Below are 17,094 nucleotides of genomic sequence, written 5' to 3'. Positions count from 1 at the left end.
TTGATTAACTGGAGCAAAACCGATGAAAAAAGTCGTCACGGTTTGCCCGTATTGCGCATCAGGTTGCAAAATCAACCTGGTGGTCGATAACGGCAAAATCGTCCGGGCTGAGGCGGCGCAGGGGAAAACCAATCAGGGAACCCTGTGTCTGAAAGGCTATTATGGCTGGGACTTCATTAACGATACCCAGATCCTGACCCCGCGTCTCAAAACCCCCATGATCCGTCGCCAGCGTGGCGGCAAACTGGAAGCCGTCTCCTGGGATGAGGCGCTCGATTACGTCGCCACCCGCCTTGGCGCCATTAAAGAAAAATATGGCCCGGACGCGATCCAGACCACCGGCTCCTCCCGCGGGACCGGTAATGAAACCAACTACGTGATGCAAAAATTCGCGCGCGCCGTTATTGGCACCAATAACGTCGACTGCTGCGCTCGCGTCTGACACGGCCCTTCGGTTGCAGGTCTGCACCAGTCGGTCGGTAACGGCGCCATGAGTAATGCCATCACGGAGATTGATAACACCGATCTGGTGTTTATATTCGGTTACAACCCGGCGGATTCCCACCCTATCGTGGCGAATCACGTCATTAACGCCAAACGCAACGGGGCGAAAATCATCGTCTGCGACCCGCGCAAAATTGAAACCGCGCGCATCGCCGACATGCACATCGCGCTGAAGAACGGCTCGAATATCGCGCTGCTCAACGCCATTGGCCACGTCATTATTGAAGAGGATCTGTACGATAAATCCTTCGTTGCCAGCCGTTCCGAAGGCTTCGAGGAGTATCGCAAAATCGTCGAAGGCTACACGCCGGAGTCGGTGGAAGAGATAACCGGCGTCAGCGCTCAGGAGATCCGCGCCTGCGCCCGGATGTACGCCAGCGCCAAATCCGCCGCCATCCTGTGGGGCATGGGCGTCACCCAGTTCTACCAGGGCGTGGAGACCGTGCGCTCGCTGACCAGCCTCGCGATCCTTACCGGCAACCTCGGCAAGCCGAGCGTCGGCGTCAACCCGGTACGCGGGCAGAACAACGTCCAGGGCGCCTGCGATATGGGCGCGCTACCGGATACCTATCCGGGCTACCAGTACGTTAAGTTCCCGGAAAACCGCGAGAAGTTCGCCAGAGCCTGGGGCGTCGACAGCCTGCCGGAACATACCGGCTATCGCATCAGCGAGCTGCCGCACCGCGCCGAACACGGTGAAGTCCGCGCGGCGTACATTATGGGCGAGGATCCGCTGCAGACCGATGCCGAGCTTTCCGCGGTGCGCAAGGCGTTTGAACAGCTGGAACTGGTTATCGTTCAGGATATTTTCATGACCAAAACCGCCGCCGCGGCCGACGTCATCCTGCCGTCCACCTCGTGGGGCGAGCACGAAGGCGTGTATACCGCAGCGGACCGCGGCTTCCAGCGCTTCTTTAAAGCGGTGGAGCCGAAGTGGGACCTGAAAACCGACTGGCAGATCATCAGCGAAATCGCCACCCGGATGGGCTATCCGATGCACTACAACAACACCCAGGAGATCTGGGATGAGTTGCGGCATCTGTGCCCGGACTTCTACGGCGCTACCTATGAAAAAATGGGCGAGCTCGGCTATGTCATGTGGCCATGCCGCGATGAGTCCGACGCCGACCAGGGGACGTCGTATCTGTTTAAAGAGAAGTTCGATACCCCGAACGGGCTGGCGCAGTTCTTCACCTGCGACTGGGTCGCGCCGATCGATAAGCTCACCGACGAGTACCCGATGGTGCTCTCAACGGTACGCGAAGTCGGTCACTACTCCTGCCGTTCGATGACCGGCAACTGTGCGGCGCTGGCGGCGCTGGCGGATGAACCGGGCTATGCGCAAATCAACACCGCCGACGCCGAACGGTTAGGCATCGAGGATGAAGCGCTGGTGTGGGTCAATTCGCGTAAGGGGCGCATCATCACCCGCGCGCAGGTCAGCGATCGACCGAATAAAGGCGCGGTGTACATGACCTACCAGTGGTGGATCGGCGCCTGTAACGAGCTGGTGTCGGAGAACCTGAGCCCGATAACCAAAACGCCGGAGTACAAGTACTGCGCGGTTAACGTTGAGCGGATTGCCGATCAGCGCGCGGCGGAGCAGTACGTGATCGACGAGTACAACAAGCTGAAAGCCCGGCTGCGCGAAAGCGCGATGGGTTAAGGTTCAGCGGCCATACCCGATATCCGGGAACCCTCCCCGGTGGCGCTTACGCTTACCGGGGCTACCAACCGAATACCGAACCGTAGCCCGGATAAGGCGCTACGCGCCGCTATCCGGGTATTCACCCCGCTAATTCCCGCCATTTTCTTCTTTTCCGCCTCCCTTTATACTGCGGGGGTCTTCCTTACTGATAATAAAAAAATGAAATACCTCTATTTACTGCTGGCGCTGACAAGCTTCGCCGCAGACGCTGCAGATCCGGGCAGCCAATACCAACAGCAGGCCGAAGCTGGCGACCCGCGCGCGCAGTTTTATCTGGCGGATACCTGGGTTAGCTCCGGCAACTATCAACAGGCTGAATACTGGGCGCAGAAAGCGGCGGCGCAGGGCGATGGCGACGCGCTGGCGCTGCTGGCTCAGCTTAAAATCCGTAATCCGCAGCAGGCCGACTATCAACAGGCCCGACAGCTAGCGGAAAAATCCGTGCAGGCCGGCAGCAAGGCCGGCGAGATTATCCTCGCCCGCGTGCTGGTCAATCAGCAGGCTGGCCCCACCGATTATGCGCACGCCATCAGGCTGCTGCAGGATGCGGCCAAAGATGAAGAGAGCGACTCTGCCGTCGATGCGCAGATGCTGCTGGGGCTTATCTACGCCAGCGGCGTGCTGCCGCCGGAAGATGACCTCAAGGCCGCGCAGTACTTCAAAGGCAGCTCGGCGCTTTCGCGCACCGGCTATGCCGAATACTGGGCTGGGATGATGTTCCAGCAGGGAGAGAAAGGTTTTATCGAACCAAACCCGCAAAAAGCGCTGCATTGGCTTAACGTCAGCTGTCAGGAGGGGTTTGATACCGGATGTGAAGAGTTCGACAGGATAACCAAAGGCTAAAAAAAGCCCGGCGCGAATGGCCGGGCTCTGACGTCTTATTGGGCGGTTTTATCAAACTTGCCCAGCACTTCGCGTTCATACGCCAGCGCTTTCTTGCGATCAAACTTATGTTCCCACTTAGCGATAACCAGCACCGCCAGCGCGTTGCCGACCACGTTCAGCGCGGTACGCGCCATATCGAGGATACGGTCGACGCCGGCAATAAACGCCAGCCCTTCCAGCGGGATCCCCACGCTACCCAGGGTCGCCAGCAGCACCACGAAGGAGACGCCCGGTACGCCCGCGATGCCTTTTGAAGTCACCATCAACGTCAGCACGAGAGTGATTTCCTGCCACAGGGAGAGGTCGATACCGTACAGCTGGGCGATGAAGATCGCCGCGATGCTCTGATATAGCGTCGAACCATCGAGGTTAAAGGAGTAGCCGGTCGGCACCACGAAGCTGGTGATTGAGGCCGGCGCGCCGTAGGCTTCCATTTTCTCAATGATACGCGGCAGCACGCTCTCGGAGCTCGCCGTGGAGTAAGCCAGAATCAGCTCATCTTTGAGGATGCGAATCAGGATCCAGATGCTCAGCCCACATACCCGCGCCACGATACCCAGCACCACCAGCGCGAAGAACAGAATCGCGAAGTAAACCAGGATAACCAGCTTAGCCAGCGGCCACAGCGAAGCGAAGCCGAAGGTGGCGACGGTCACCGAGATCAGGGCAAAGACCCCGACCGGCGCATAGCGCATTACCATGTGCGTCACTTTAAACATGGTTTCGGAGATGGAGCGGAACACGGTCACCAGCGGTTCGCGGTGAGTAGACGGCAGGGAAGAAAGCCCCAGACCGAACAGCACCGAGAAGAAGATAATCGGCAGCATATCGCCTTTCGCCATCGAGGCGACGATATTGGTCGGCACCAGCGACAGGATAGTCCCCATCAGGCCGTGAGCGTGGCTCTGCACCTCTGCGGTGGTGTTCTGATATTTCGAGATATCGACCGCCGCCAGCTGCGACATATCAATGCCGCTGCCCGGTTGGAAGACGTTCGCCAGGGTGATCCCCAGCACAATCGCCACCGTGGTGATCACTTCAAAATAGATAATGGTCTTGGCGCCGATGCGGCCCAGTTGCTTGGCGTCGCCTACACCCGCAATGCCCACCACCAGCGTCGAGATGACAATCGGGACGACAATCATTTTAATCAGGTGGATAAAGATATCGCCCGCCGGGGTCAGGAGGTTTGAGATTAACCAATCACGGCTTTCGGCGTGGTAATGCAGGTAGCTGCCCAGAAGTATGCCAAGCACCAGGGCTAGCAAAATCTGCCAGGCCAGGCTGACTTTTGTTTTTTTCATCACTACTGACTTCCTCAATGAAAGGCACCATTCCGGGAGGTAATGGCACCCACTGAAAGGGGTATGAATTGTGTTGCGTTGCTTTATGGGGTTATTTAACGCGCAATATCAGTATCATTTGCACGGCATGCTGCGCAAGCCTTTAAGAACAGCGCTTTCCTCTGGTTTTCTGCATAAATCCGCCCATTTCAGCGCATTACATTGCATAAGTATTTGTTATAAAAAATATTTAACACATTCAGTTTCTATAAATACAGTAAATGAATTATTTCACTTCAAAGTTTCATTTGATTGAATTTCATTCAGTTTAATCAATGCGTGATCTGCCCCCCAAATAGTAAACAAAGCTCATAAAGCCCCTATTCTTAACGGTTATTTGACATATATTTAACAAGTTAAAGGAGAAAAAAAGCCATGAGCCAAATACATAAACACCCTATTCCCGCAGAGATTGCGGAACATTGCCTGATGAATCCGCAACAGTACCAGGTGAACTACCAACAATCCATCAGCAACCCAGATGCCTTCTGGGGTGAGCAAGGCAAAATCCTCGATTGGATTAAGCCCTACACGCAGGTGAAAAATACCTCTTTCGCCCCGGGAAACATCTCCATTAAATGGTATGAAGATGGCACCCTGAACCTCGCGGCCAACTGTCTCGACCGTCATCTGCACGAGCGCGGCGACCAGACCGCGATCATCTGGGAAGGCGACGACGCCAGCCAGAGCAAAAACATCACTTATCGTCAGCTCCATCGCGATGTTTGCCGTTTTGCCAACGTATTGCTCGATCTGGGCATTAAAAAGGGCGATGTTGTCGCTATCTATATGCCGATGGTGCCGGAAGCCGCCGTCGCCATGCTGGCCTGCGCGCGCATCGGCGCCATCCACTCGGTAATCTTCGGCGGCTTTTCGCCGGAAGCGGTTGCCGGTCGTATTATCGACTCCAGCGCTCGCCTGGTGATCACCTCTGACGAAGGATTACGCGCCGGTCGCGCCATCCCGCTGAAGAAAAACGTCGACGATGCGCTGAAAAATCCGCACGTCACCAGCATCGAGCACGTGGTGGTACTCAAACGCACCGGTGGCAAAATCGACTGGCAGGAAGGTCGCGATCTGTGGTGGAGCGATCTGATTGAAAAAGCGGATGACCAGCATGAAGCGGTGGAAATGAACGCCGAAGACCCGCTCTTTATCCTCTATACCTCCGGTTCAACGGGCAAGCCGAAAGGCGTACTGCACACCACCGGCGGCTATCTGGTGTATGCGGCGACCACCTTCAAATACGTCTTTGATTATCATCCGGGCGATATCTACTGGTGCACCGCCGATGTGGGCTGGGTCACCGGTCACAGCTACCTGCTGTACGGCCCGTTGGCCTGCGGCGCCACCACGCTGATGTTTGAAGGCGTGCCAAACTGGCCGACCCCGGCGCGCATGTGCCAGGTGGTGGACAAACATCAGGTCAATATTCTGTACACCGCGCCGACGGCGATCCGCGCGCTGATGGCGGAAGGCGACAAAGCTATCGAAGGTACCGATCGTTCCTCACTGCGCATTCTCGGCTCGGTCGGCGAGCCGATTAACCCGGAAGCCTGGGAGTGGTACTGGAAGAAGATCGGCAACGAGAAGTGCCCGGTGATGGACACCTGGTGGCAGACCGAAACCGGCGGCTTCATGATTACCCCGCTACCGGGCGCCACCGAGCTGAAAGCCGGTTCCGCCACGCGTCCATTCTTCGGCGTCCAGCCGGTGCTGGTGGACAACGAAGGGACGCCGCTGGAAGGCGCGACCGAGGGCAACCTGGCGATCGCCGACTCCTGGCCTGGCCAGGCGCGTACCCTGTTTGGCGATCATGAACGCTTCGAGCAGACCTACTTCTCGACCTTTAAAAATATGTACTTTAGCGGCGACGGCGCCCGTCGCGACGAAGATGGTTACTACTGGATAACCGGTCGCGTCGATGACGTACTGAACGTCTCCGGCCACCGTCTGGGCACCGCGGAAATTGAATCCGCGCTGGTTTCGCATCCGAAAATCGCCGAAGCGGCGGTGGTCGGCATTCCGCATAACATCAAAGGCCAGGCCATCTACGCTTACGTGACGCTGAATCACGGTGAAGAGCCGACGCCGGAACTGTATGCCGAAGTACGTAACTGGGTGCGCAAAGAGATTGGCCCGCTGGCGACGCCGGATGTACTGCACTGGACCGACTCGTTGCCGAAAACCCGCTCCGGCAAAATCATGCGCCGTATTCTGCGTAAGATTGCCGCTGGCGATACCAGTAATCTCGGGGATACCTCGACGCTGGCCGATCCGGGCGTAGTGGACAAACTGCTCGAAGAGAAGCAGGCCATTGCGATGCCTTCTTAACACGATACCTACCCCCCTCTCCCTCTTAGGAGGGAGAGGTTAAAAACATAAACTCCCCCCAAGGATTCTGTTCAGCAGGAAAGCGGTAAACCAGCGGCTACTCGACGTAATAACGTCGGGCGGGTCACTGTTGCCGACGGATAGCCGATGGATGACATAAGGGTTACCTCTGGAGACGCTAAGATGAATGAACAAATTTGTCAGCGGATAGAAAATAGTGCGCATTTCAGGGAGTTAGTAGCATCACGGCAACGGTTTGCCGCCATTCTGTCAGTCATTATGCTGGTCATTTACGTAGGTTTTATTTTGCTTATCGCCTTCGCGCCAGGCTGGCTGGGAACGCCGCTGCATGAAGGCACCAGCGTCACCCGCGGCATCCCTATTGGCATCGGCGTCATTATCATCTCCTTCGTTCTGACCGGGATTTACGTCTGGCGGGCAAACGGCGAATACGACAAGTTGACCAAAAGCGTGATTAGCGAGGTGCAAGCATCATGAAAAAAGTCCTGACGGCGCTTGCCGCCACGCTCCCTTTCGCCGCCAACGCCGCCGATGCCATTACCGGCGCGGTGCAGCGTCAGCCGACCAACTGGCAGGCGATTATCATGTTCGTGATTTTCGTCGCCTTGACGCTGTATATCACTTACTGGGCGTCAAAACGCGTACGTTCGCGTAGCGATTACTACACCGCAGGCGGCAATATCACCGGTTTCCAGAATGGTCTGGCGATTGCCGGCGACTTTATGTCCGCGGCCTCGTTCCTCGGCATTTCCGCGTTGGTTTACACTTCCGGCTACGACGGTCTGATCTACTCGCTCGGCTTCCTTGTCGGCTGGCCGATTATTCTGTTCCTGATCGCCGAACGCCTGCGTAACCTCGGCCGTTATACCTTTGCCGACGTGGCGTCTTATCGCCTGAAGCAGGGGCCGATCCGCACCCTCTCCGCCTGCGGTTCGCTGGTGGTGGTGGCGCTGTATCTGATCGCGCAGATGGTTGGCGCCGGTAAGCTCATCCAGCTGCTGTTCGGCCTCAACTACCACGTGGCGGTGGTGCTGGTCGGCGTGCTGATGGTGTTGTACGTGCTGTTCGGCGGCATGCTTGCCACCACTTGGGTGCAGATTATCAAAGCGGTCCTGCTGCTGTTCGGCGCCAGCTTTATGGCCTTTATGGTGATGAAGCACGTCGGGTTCAGTTTCAATAATCTGTTCACTGAAGCGATGGCGGTCCACCCGAAAGGGGCGGCGATCATGAGCCCTGGCGGGCTGGTGAAAGACCCGATATCGGCGCTGTCGCTCGGTCTCGGCTTGATGTTCGGTACCGCGGGCCTGCCGCATATTCTGATGCGTTTCTTCACCGTCAGCGACGCCAAAGAAGCGCGTAAGAGCGTGTTCTACGCCACCGGTTTCATGGGTTACTTCTATATCCTGACCTTTATCATCGGCTTTGGCGCGATCATGCTGGTGGGGGCGAATCCGGCGTTTAAAGACGCGGCCGGACAGCTTATCGGCGGCAACAACATGGCGGCGGTACATCTGGCGGATGCCGTCGGCGGTAACCTGTTCCTCGGCTTTATCTCGGCGGTGGCGTTCGCCACAATTCTGGCGGTAGTCGCCGGGCTGACGCTGGCGGGGGCATCGGCGGTCTCTCACGATCTTTACGCTAACGTGTTCCGTAAAGGCGCAACCGAACGTCAGGAGCTGAAAGTATCGAAAATCACCGTGCTGATCCTTGGCGTGGTGGCGATCCTGCTGGGGATTTTGTTCGAAAACCAGAATATCGCCTTCATGGTCGGCCTGGCGTTCTCTATCGCCGCCAGCTGTAACTTCCCGATTATCCTGCTGTCGATGTACTGGTCGAAACTGACCACCCGCGGCGCGATGATTGGCGGCTGGCTCGGCCTGCTGACCGCGGTGATTCTAATGATCCTCGGCCCGACCATATGGGTGCAGATCCTCGGACACGAGAAAGCCGTCTTCCCGTATGAATACCCGGCGCTGTTCTCCATCGCCATCGCGTTCATCGGCATCTGGCTGTTCTCGATTACCGATAACTCCGCCGAAGGGATGCGCGAGCGCGAGCAGTTCCGCGCTCAGTTCATCCGTTCGCAAACCGGTATCGGTATCGAACGCGGTCAGGCGCACTAAGCGTATCAGCCTCTTCCTCGCATTGAGGAAGAGGCTGCAGTTTAGTTATAGGTAAAAGTTATCACCCCGGCCGCATTTGCCGAGCCCGCCGTCACCGTCGCCCCTGTTTTGTAATAATTGGCGGAAAACTGCAACGACTGTATGGCATAGGCGCCACCGGGGCTATCAGGATTAGTAAAGACGGTATAACCGGCATCCGCATCGCTATTGGTCACCGTGGTGCGGCTTGAAGAATACAAGCTGATATCCGTATTCAGCGGTAGAGCCTCGCCATTCAGATTAAGCTGTACGCCAACGCCGGTGGCGACATTGCTATCTGTGGTCAGCGCCATCACCGTGTTATCCGGGTTATCACCGCCCGCTTCCGTCGCCGTCACCCGCATCGATACGTTGGTCCCGGGTTCGCAGGAGAGCGTGACAGATTGCTGGGCGGCGCCCACTTTCGTCGCGGTATTAAACGCCGAGGCGCTGACCGTCCCCATCGCGAAGTTGAGCCCCGAGCTGTTGGTCACGCAGCCCATCGGGATCAGTTGAATCGTGGTGGTGCCGCTGATATGCAAGGGAGAAATACTGGTGGTGCCGATATTATCCTGAACCGATACCCTGGAAATCGGATCGCCAAACGTTAAAGTACTATTGCTGGCGATAGGCCCGCCGGTGGCGACCAACTGTAGTTGATACGCGGGCGAGTAATTGGTTGTCGCGAAGCTATCACCAAATCCCGTAGGCTTGCCCAGATAATAGTTCGCATCGCCAATATAATGCGTTTGATAATCACTGCTAAAATCATTGGTATCGCCACCGTACTCACCAGTGATATTTAGCCAGACTTTCACACGAATACCAACGCCTGAAACCGAGGTGGTATAGATATTATCGCCAATTAGCGTACCCGCATTGTCTGATGCCCACTTAAAAAGCGCGTAGGTTTCACCTTCACAATTTAATAACGTTGTCTGCGCGCGCGTAATTTTGCCGGAGTCATATAAAATAGTACCAGCCGAATAGCTACCGGCATTGACGAGGATTTTCTCCGGCAAATTGGTCATAGAGACGCTGCCATAGTTAATCCCATCACAGGCCCAACCATAAACAGGAAAGATAATAACCAGTAACAGTAAAATGTATTTTTTCATACTCTTCCCTGCATAAATATCATTTATAGGCCACATCAAACGTGGCCGTAAAACCCACTACGCCAGCGCTTATTTTTCCATAGGGTGAATAAATTCGAGCAAGCATATTAAAAGTATGCGTATCAGTGTTATCAAAGGTATAGAGATAGCGTTCGCTGGGGCCTAAGGTTTGTTGGTCGGTTTGGCTAAGCAATTGCATTCCGACGCCGCTGGCGCCATTACTGCCTGTTTGATTACTTTTGTAGATTGAAGGATAAGTATCATCAAAAGATGAACCACTGAATGACAGCGTGACCGACGTTAAGCCCGCAGCACAGTTAGTAAACTCTAATTTAACCGGCGTACTTTGCCCATGGGATCCTGCTTTCCCCGTCAGAGTTTGATAGGACACCGTGCCTAAGTCGATGGTGGTTGACGGTTTAACCGCCACCTCGCAGGAGGGCTCCTCGATACTTCCCGTGACGTTAATATTAAGCGTACTCGACTCATCATATGCCAGCGCGCAAGGCGCGATAAAAAAGCTGCCGGGCAATAAAACAAGGGCGCAAGTTAATATCGAAGTTATTTTTTTAACTTTACTCATTGATTACTCTCAGCGTGATAAGTTAATAACAAACAGCCTGATAGAAAATGATATCCTGGTCCGAAACCTGGCCGCTAAAGTCATAAACTGCCCGACACTGCTCATTGCTACCGCTGCCCCATTTCACAAGCAGCGCACCTTTTTTCTGGAGACCCGTTACATATACCTGCCCGCCATCACCAACAATATTGCTGCGGATATCATTGGCTCGTCCATTATTATTATCCAGAGACACGATGGCGCCAAATGGAACAATTCCAGACTTCGTTTTTAAGGTAATCATTGCCTTATAGCCAATATAGGTATCGTATTTTACTTTCACGATGGCGTTGCGCGTCGGCACCACGGTTCTCACCACGTTATCCACTTCGGCGCCAGTGACCTGCTGCTCATCTAATGACAAGTTGTTGCTATGATAAGGGCGGATATAAGGCACAATAGCGTAACCCGCCGAATCGGTGCTGACGTTCGTTTGACCGCGCACCGTCACATCGCTGACGCCTGGCGTTTCAACCAGCGCCGAGCTTTCCCCCAGAAAACGAGAAAACGTAAGGCCACCTGAATGAGCAACCATGCCGCCACGCAGCGTATAGTTGTAGCGGTTGCTATAGCGATCGTAACCATATCCGGCGGTCACTTCGCCCCTTGATCCTTGATAACCCACGCCAATATTTCCGGAGATACTTTTATCACTGGCGTCATAGCCTTGCTGAACGTTCCAGTTCAGCGAACGATCGGCAAGCATCATCCCGTTAAGACCGACACTGTGCGTGGTATCGCTTTTACGGCCCGCGCTCATACTGTAATTGGCTGACATCGTTTCGCCGAGCGGCACACTCAGCGTGAGTGATACGATAGTGTCGCTGTCTGGATTGCTCTCCCCGCTATCGTCTGTACTTTGGACATTACGGTTGTATGAGTAATTAACAAAGTAAGACACTTTGCCGATAGTACCGCTATAACCAACGCCTAAGGAGGCCATTCTTGAGTTATCCCAATACGTTTCATTGACCAGTGAAAGCGACAGTGAGCCGTAGCCAGATAGCGTTTGCGAAATTGACGCATCAAAACGACCTTTTTTGCGACCGGTTAATGAAGTGCGGTCACTATCAGCGGTAGTCTCATCAATAAAGTCGGCAAAAGAATAATATCCGGAAGTGGAATAGCGATAACCCGCGACGGAAAAACTGGTCCCCGATTGCATAAAACTTTTATTAAAACGCAGGCGATAGGATTGCCCTTTCTCTTTAGTTGCAAAGAGCGAGTTATCGTTATTTTTCATCTCAGCCAAAGAGCCGGAAGCATCCAGAGAAAGAGCGCCAACAACACCGAGATTGAACCCGGTACCTACGAGTATATTCGTATACCGATCTTCAGCTTGCTGAAACCCGGTATAGAGCGTGGCGTTGCTGGAAAGCCCGTAAGCCAAAGTTGACTGGACAAAATTATATTCTTTACCGCCTGAATTGGCCGAGCGGGTCTTACCGCTGCTAAACGTGTAATCCAACTGCCCTTCGCGCTGCAAAATCGCCAATGATGCGTAAGGAACGACGAAACTTTGCTGACTGCCATCTGACTCTTTAATATTGACGTACAAATCGCCAGCGCTACCGGTAGAGTACAGATCTTTTATCTCAAAGGCGCCGGGGGCAACCGTCGTTTTATAAATACTATAGCCGTTTTGATAAACAGAGACTTCGGCCGTTGTCCGCGCAATTCCCTTAATCGTCGGCGCAAAACCATGCAGGCTATCTGGTAGCATTTCTTTGTCCGAACTTAGCTGTAGACCAGTGAAGTTCAAACTGTCGTAAATATCCGAGGCGGTATAGGTATTGCCCATCACCAACTGGCTTTTCAGCCGATGAATATCTCGCGCAAGATAGCTATAAATCGATTCCCACCGGCTGCCATCATCGCTATGGTTAAGCGTGCTGTAGTTGCGTATACGCCACGCTCCCCAATTAATACCTGGCTGCAGGCTGACAAACTGACTCTCCGTCGCGGCGCCGCCATGACGCGGAATGCTACGCTGGCCGGATAGGCTGTAATTGAGTACACCGGCATTGATGCCTTGCTGCCACTGATTTTCCGGCACATAGTCTCTTGGCCGATTCAGTAACGCGGCCTGTGGAATCGAAAAATTAATCCGCTGCTGGGCGAGTTCGACGGTGTACTCCAGCCCCGGAATGGCAGACAGGCGAGCGCATTCCGTTCCCGCGGCAGCAAGCTGCGGGTAACTCTCGGTATTAATTAACCACGTTTTAAGAAGCTCAAGCCGAATGCAAGGTTGAACCGCCATCGCGGCATCGCCGGAATGTTTTTTAAAATCAATAGATTCAGAAGAAACAAATTTATCATTTATATAAACATCCAGGCTATAGCGGCCCGGCGGCACCGCTTCCTGAGAAAAATAGGATAAATCGACAGCAGTTGATTGGCTTTCCGTAACCTCAAGGAGATGGGGATTAAAATATTCACTCGCCTGTACGCTAACGCTCAACGCGGCAGCGGACAGGATTAAAATAATACGGCAGTATATTAACTTCGAACTATTGTACGATCGCAGTGTATTTCTTTCCTGACATACCATAATCATTAATCACGCTCCATGTGATCGATTGTTTCCCTGTCGAGGATAAATTACTTTCAGCTGGTATTTTTAACGTCGTAAACGGGGCGGCAAACCATCCGCCAGAAATATTCCTACCGTTAATGCCAATCTGCGAGAAGTTCATATAAAGTGGTGAGTTGTTCTTTACACTAATAAAGCTTCCCAGGCGCTGCCATTGTAATTTCCCGGCATACATTTCTGGCGAACTGTTTTTAAGCTCAGCGGGACGATAGATAAGTTTTATCTTTGAATTGATAGCAAACTGAACCATATTAGTATCAGGCATATTATTCATTGCCGGAATACCTTTAATGTTAAGCCAAAACATGGATTCACGGTCGGCGGCCAGAGGCTTACCGGAACGCACTATTCGCACGAAACCTTTTTCTCCCGCTTTTAAGCGAAAAAGCGGAGGGGTAATGATAAATGAGTCTTTCGCCGGAGATGTGGCATCCACCAATGAGACCCACGACTGAACAATATCAGAGCTATTATCTTTATTCTCTACAGCTACTTCGGCATTATTTTTTGCACCGTCAAATATCACGCGAGTTGCGCCAACCACTACGCTCGCTTGCGCGCTGGTGATAGATAATAACCCGAAAAATAACAGAAAATATCTCATCTGATTTTATTCCAGGGGAATCAGGATAGATTCCCCTTGCTCCATGAATAATATTAATAGTAAGTCACGTTATAAGTCACAGTGGTTTGTACTGCGCCTTTAGTTGGGTCAGCGCTTCCTGATTTAGCCATTTTTACCGTAAAAGGGATGGTCGCCTCACCAGAGGAGATATCAACATCGGCGCCCTCAACGTTATTTTTGAGTAAATTTCCCGCATTGTCGAAGATAGCAACGGCAACGCCTGATGCCGCTTCCGAGCCTGCCTGGTTTTTAAAATAATCGCTATTAGCGCTGTCTGCTTCACCACCAAATGTTACGCGAGCGATAGTGCTCCCTCCCTCTTCAGTGGTTGGGCAATCAGCCAGCTTAAAGGAAAAGTTTTTCGCCGCACCGTAGGTATAGGCTTTTAAATCTGCAACCGATGCGGTCCCCATGGCAATCGCAGTTACGCCGCCGTCAATGGTTGCGGTGCAGGTTGTATCTGAAACGGTACCGGTGAAGGTAATGGTATTCGGCGCCGCTTGCGTAATAGTAGACAACATACAGGAGGCGGAAATCGCCAGCGCGCTGAATAAATATTTTTTACTGATTTTCATATGAATTCCCATATCCATTGTAAAATGACAATCAATCCGTCAATTGCTTCATGCAGGTATATTAGAGAATGGAATTCAATATTCGCATTACAAATGCGTCATGCAAATAATGATAAGATCAATTTATACCCGTCATACTTCACCACGTGGTCACTCATTGAATCCATTCAATAATAATATCCCACGGAAAAAGAATATCGTGCAGAAAATATTTTTCAATAAGAAGAGCTAACATCACTTATTAGCAGAAATTTATCATCAGGCATCACAAAGCATAAAATCATAAACATCAACAAATTAGATATACACTCAATCAGAAAGAAAATTAATGTATCCTGATGGATTCGGAATAAAGCCTAAACACTTTAAATATTAATTACGCCAAACATCTTATATATACGTAGTTTCTTAACTCATTCTAATATCAGCAGCCTTACCCGCTGTACTTCGGGGTAAAACTGCTGAAGTTCAAAATATCGCCCAGCGCACCAAAGGCGCCGCCAGTACCATCACTACGCCGGAAAGCATCATTACCAGGCTGGCGACCACGCCCTCCTGCTGCCCGAGCTCGTAAGAACGGGCGGTCCCGGCGCCGTGGGACGCCGCGCCAAAGCCGGCTCCTTTCGCCATGCCGGCGCTTATCGACAAGCGTAAGAACAGCACGTCGCCAATCGCCATGCCAAAGACTCCGGTAACCACCACAAACAGCGCCACTAAGTCGGGTTGACCGCCGAGCGGTTTCGCTGCCGCCAGCGCAAACGGCGTGGTCACCGAGCGCACCGCCAGGCTTCGCTGGATCTCATCTGAAAGAGTAAACAGACGCGCCAGCCAGACGGAAGTGGTTACCGCCACCAGCGAAGCCGTCACCACCCCGGCAGTCAACGACATCCAGTGACGCTTGATAATCGCCATGTTGTCATAGACCGGCACGGCGAAGGCGATGGTGGCTGGCCCCAATAGCCACAATAGCCAGTGCGACTCGCCCATATAGCTCTGGTAGGAAATATGACCAAAGACGAGGATCAGCACCAACAATACCGGCGTCAGCACCAGCGGCATCAACGGCAGTTTGTGGAAGCGGCGATAGAGACGCTTATTGGCAAAATAGAGCACGAGGGTGACCGCCAGACACAACACGCTCAGGGTAAAATCACTCATCTTTCAACCTGCTCACTTCGTAGCGATAAACCTTATCCACTACCCACGCCGTGGCGCCCAATACCAGAGTGGTGCTTAGCGCGATGACGAGGAAGATACGCCAGCCGTCCACCATCAGCAGTTGCGCATAGTTAACGACGGCAACCACCGCCGGGACGAAAAATAGCAGCATCTCCGCCAGCAGCCAGCGCGCGCCTGCGCGCACCCAGTTCAGCGGTATCACCCGGCAGACGATAAGCATCAGCAGCATCAACATGCCGACAAGATTGGCCGGAAGCGGGAGATGAAGCCAATTAACCAGATATTCAGCGCAGACAAACAGCCCGGCATAGAGCAGTACCTGAACCGGTACCTGAAGACGTCGCGCCACGAAAGGCGCAACACGTGCTGGCGCGAAGGCCATGAGCGGAATTCCCTAAAAATAAGACAGACGTGAAGTATAGAGAGCCGCCCTTACTGACAGAAATGAATTAAAATCATCACAGGTATAGTCTCAGGGAATAATCATGGATATACGTACGTTGCGATATTTTGTCGAAGTCGTCCGCCAGCAAAGCTTTACCCGCGCGGCGGAGAAGCTCTTCGTCACGCAGCCCACCATCAGCAAGATGCTCAAAAATCTGGAAGACGAGCTCAACTGCACTCTGCTTATCCGTGATGGCCGTAAGCTGTTATTAACCGATACCGGCCGGGTAGTTTTCGAACGCGGGCAGGCGATACTCGGCGAATTCAGCCAGTTAAAAGCCGAGCTCAGCGATATCAACCATCTGAATAAAGGCGTGCTGCGGCTGGGGATCCCGCCGATGGTCGGCATGTTGATGGCTGAGCCCATCAGTCGGTTTCGCCTGCGTTATCCCGGCGTGGAGCTGAAAATTTCCGAGTTCGGCGGGCTGACGGTACAGCAGGCGGTTAGCAACGGCGAGCTCGATCTGGCGATGACCGCGCTACCGGTCGATGAGGCCAGCGGTCTGACCACGCTGTCGCTCTTTAGCCATCCGCTCTGCGTCCTCGTGCCAAAGACGGCGCAGTGGCAGGATATCACCTCGATCTCGCCGCAGAAGCTGGCGCAGCATCCGTTGGTTATCTACAACGAAGATTTTGCCCTCAGCCAGCAGCTGATGCGCCTGTTTGCCGAGCATGACGTGAAGCCGCGTATCGCCGTGCGCAGCGGCCAGTGGGATTTTCTGGCGGCAATGGTGCAGGCGGGCATTGGCGTAGCGATTTTGCCGGAGCCGATTTGCCAGCGGCTGGATGCCGAGGATTTTTACTGGATCCCACTGGAGAGCGAATTACGTTGGGAATTAGGGATGATCTGGCGGGAAGGCGTATATATGTCGCGTAGCGCCCAGGCGTGGCTGGAGTGCAGTAAGTCATTTTGGCTGGAGTAACACCCCGGTGGCGCTAACGCTTACCGGGGCTACATATATACTGTAGGTCGGGTAAGGCGTTAGCCGCCACCCGACAAAA

At 53.5% G+C, this 17,094-nt stretch carries 14 protein-coding genes; 6 read left to right on the top strand and 8 right to left on the bottom strand.

Features of this window, described 5'->3' with window-relative positions; all coding sequences use genetic code 11:
• The first annotated feature begins 22 nt into the window (after window positions 1–22).
• On the top strand, window positions 23–2,170 hold the full coding sequence (gene fdhF, locus PGQ95_RS20105; protein WP_077598920.1) for a formate dehydrogenase subunit alpha: 2,148 nt from the start codon (window positions 23–25) through the stop codon (window positions 2,168–2,170).
• A 201-nt stretch (window positions 2,171–2,371) separates the two neighbouring features.
• On the top strand, window positions 2,372–3,055 hold the full coding sequence (locus tag PGQ95_RS20100; RefSeq protein WP_087858852.1) for a tetratricopeptide repeat protein: 684 nt from the start codon (window positions 2,372–2,374) through the stop codon (window positions 3,053–3,055).
• A gap of 35 nt (window positions 3,056–3,090) precedes the next feature.
• On the opposite strand, the gene gltP is transcribed toward PGQ95_RS20100, so the two are convergent.
• Window positions 3,091–4,401 carry a glutamate/aspartate:proton symporter GltP gene (gene gltP / locus PGQ95_RS20095; protein WP_045398139.1) on the bottom strand — a complete coding sequence of 437 codons (1,311 nt, stop codon included), beginning with the start codon at window positions 4,399–4,401 and terminating at the stop codon, window positions 3,091–3,093.
• Window positions 4,402–4,815: 414 nt separating this feature from the next.
• Between gltP and acs the strand changes: the two genes are divergently transcribed.
• The 3 genes from acs (at window position 4,816) to actP (ending at window position 8,918) form a co-directional block, all read left to right on the top strand.
• Window positions 4,816–6,774 carry an acetate--CoA ligase gene (gene acs / locus PGQ95_RS20090; protein WP_032709622.1) on the top strand — a complete coding sequence of 653 codons (1,959 nt, stop codon included), beginning with the start codon at window positions 4,816–4,818 and terminating at the stop codon, window positions 6,772–6,774.
• 183 nt (window positions 6,775–6,957) lie between these two features.
• Entirely contained in the window at window positions 6,958–7,272 is a 315-nt protein-coding gene (locus PGQ95_RS20085; RefSeq protein ID WP_045398145.1) for a DUF485 domain-containing protein, read from the top strand.
• Window positions 7,269–8,918, top strand: a complete 1,650-nt coding sequence (gene actP, locus PGQ95_RS20080; protein WP_045398148.1) for a cation/acetate symporter ActP — start codon at window positions 7,269–7,271, stop codon at window positions 8,916–8,918. Before PGQ95_RS20085 ends, actP begins: the two co-directional genes overlap by 4 nt.
• A 41-nt stretch (window positions 8,919–8,959) precedes the next feature.
• On the opposite strand, the gene PGQ95_RS20075 is transcribed toward actP, so the two are convergent.
• The 7 genes from PGQ95_RS20075 to PGQ95_RS20045 form a co-directional block, all read right to left on the bottom strand.
• The gene (locus PGQ95_RS20075; protein ID WP_430919131.1) at window positions 8,960–10,054 is read right to left on the bottom strand and encodes a type 1 fimbrial protein; all 1,095 of its coding nucleotides are present in this window, start codon (window positions 10,052–10,054) and stop codon (window positions 8,960–8,962) included.
• A gap of 19 nt (window positions 10,055–10,073) precedes the next feature.
• Window positions 10,074–10,637, bottom strand: coding sequence for a fimbrial protein (locus PGQ95_RS20070; protein WP_430919129.1), 564 nt, complete (start codon window positions 10,635–10,637; stop codon window positions 10,074–10,076).
• A 22-nt stretch (window positions 10,638–10,659) separates the two neighbouring features.
• On the bottom strand, window positions 10,660–13,233 hold the full coding sequence (locus PGQ95_RS20065; protein ID WP_430919127.1) for a fimbria/pilus outer membrane usher protein: 2,574 nt from the start codon (window positions 13,231–13,233) through the stop codon (window positions 10,660–10,662).
• Window positions 13,187–13,873, bottom strand: a complete 687-nt coding sequence (locus PGQ95_RS20060) for a fimbrial assembly chaperone (RefSeq protein WP_087858822.1) — start codon at window positions 13,871–13,873, stop codon at window positions 13,187–13,189. The genes PGQ95_RS20065 and PGQ95_RS20060 overlap by 47 nt, the downstream gene beginning before the upstream one ends.
• A gap of 53 nt (window positions 13,874–13,926) precedes the next feature.
• The gene (locus tag PGQ95_RS20055) at window positions 13,927–14,487 is read right to left on the bottom strand and encodes a fimbrial protein (protein WP_162750243.1); all 561 of its coding nucleotides are present in this window, start codon (window positions 14,485–14,487) and stop codon (window positions 13,927–13,929) included.
• A gap of 450 nt (window positions 14,488–14,937) precedes the next feature.
• Window positions 14,938–15,627, bottom strand: coding sequence for an LrgB family protein (locus PGQ95_RS20050; RefSeq protein ID WP_087858823.1), 690 nt, complete (start codon window positions 15,625–15,627; stop codon window positions 14,938–14,940).
• Entirely contained in the window at window positions 15,620–16,030 is a 411-nt protein-coding gene (locus PGQ95_RS20045) for a CidA/LrgA family protein (protein ID WP_113375005.1), read from the bottom strand. Before PGQ95_RS20045 ends, PGQ95_RS20050 begins: the two co-directional genes overlap by 8 nt.
• A 103-nt stretch (window positions 16,031–16,133) precedes the next feature.
• Between PGQ95_RS20045 and PGQ95_RS20040 the strand changes: the two genes are divergently transcribed.
• Window positions 16,134–17,015, top strand: coding sequence for a LysR family transcriptional regulator (locus tag PGQ95_RS20040; protein ID WP_087858825.1), 882 nt, complete (start codon window positions 16,134–16,136; stop codon window positions 17,013–17,015).
• The last annotated feature ends 79 nt before the right edge of the window (window positions 17,016–17,094 follow it).

The sequence above is a fragment of the Klebsiella sp. 141240 genome, assembly GCF_050600805.1.
GTDB classification, from domain to species: Bacteria; Pseudomonadota; Gammaproteobacteria; order Enterobacterales; family Enterobacteriaceae; genus Klebsiella; species Klebsiella aerogenes.
The sequence above is the reverse complement of the archived record's forward strand: the minus strand, read 5'-3'. Positions and strand labels throughout refer to the sequence as shown.

What these genes read in the sequence shown, in the direction of transcription:
- PGQ95_RS20100 (WP_087858852.1), top strand. Translation starts at nt 2,372, where the DNA reads ATGAAATACCTCTATTTACTGCTGGCGCTGACAAGCTTCGCCGCAGAC.
- gltP (WP_045398139.1), bottom strand. Translation starts at nt 4,401, where the DNA reads ATGAAAAAAACAAAAGTCAGCCTGGCCTGGCAGATTTTGCTAGCCCTG.
- acs (WP_032709622.1), top strand. Translation starts at nt 4,816, where the DNA reads ATGAGCCAAATACATAAACACCCTATTCCCGCAGAGATTGCGGAACAT.
- PGQ95_RS20085 (WP_045398145.1), top strand. Translation starts at nt 6,958, where the DNA reads ATGAATGAACAAATTTGTCAGCGGATAGAAAATAGTGCGCATTTCAGG.
- actP (WP_045398148.1), top strand. Translation starts at nt 7,269, where the DNA reads ATGAAAAAAGTCCTGACGGCGCTTGCCGCCACGCTCCCTTTCGCCGCC.
- PGQ95_RS20075 (WP_430919131.1), bottom strand. Translation starts at nt 10,054, where the DNA reads ATGAAAAAATACATTTTACTGTTACTGGTTATTATCTTTCCTGTTTAT.
- PGQ95_RS20070 (WP_430919129.1), bottom strand. Translation starts at nt 10,637, where the DNA reads ATGAGTAAAGTTAAAAAAATAACTTCGATATTAACTTGCGCCCTTGTT.
- PGQ95_RS20065 (WP_430919127.1), bottom strand. Translation starts at nt 13,233, where the DNA reads ATGATTATGGTATGTCAGGAAAGAAATACACTGCGATCGTACAATAGT.
- PGQ95_RS20060 (WP_087858822.1), bottom strand. Translation starts at nt 13,873, where the DNA reads ATGAGATATTTTCTGTTATTTTTCGGGTTATTATCTATCACCAGCGCG.
- PGQ95_RS20055 (WP_162750243.1), bottom strand. Translation starts at nt 14,487, where the DNA reads ATGGATATGGGAATTCATATGAAAATCAGTAAAAAATATTTATTCAGC.
- PGQ95_RS20050 (WP_087858823.1), bottom strand. Translation starts at nt 15,627, where the DNA reads ATGAGTGATTTTACCCTGAGCGTGTTGTGTCTGGCGGTCACCCTCGTG.
- PGQ95_RS20045 (WP_113375005.1), bottom strand. Translation starts at nt 16,030, where the DNA reads ATGGCCTTCGCGCCAGCACGTGTTGCGCCTTTCGTGGCGCGACGTCTT.
- PGQ95_RS20040 (WP_087858825.1), top strand. Translation starts at nt 16,134, where the DNA reads ATGGATATACGTACGTTGCGATATTTTGTCGAAGTCGTCCGCCAGCAA.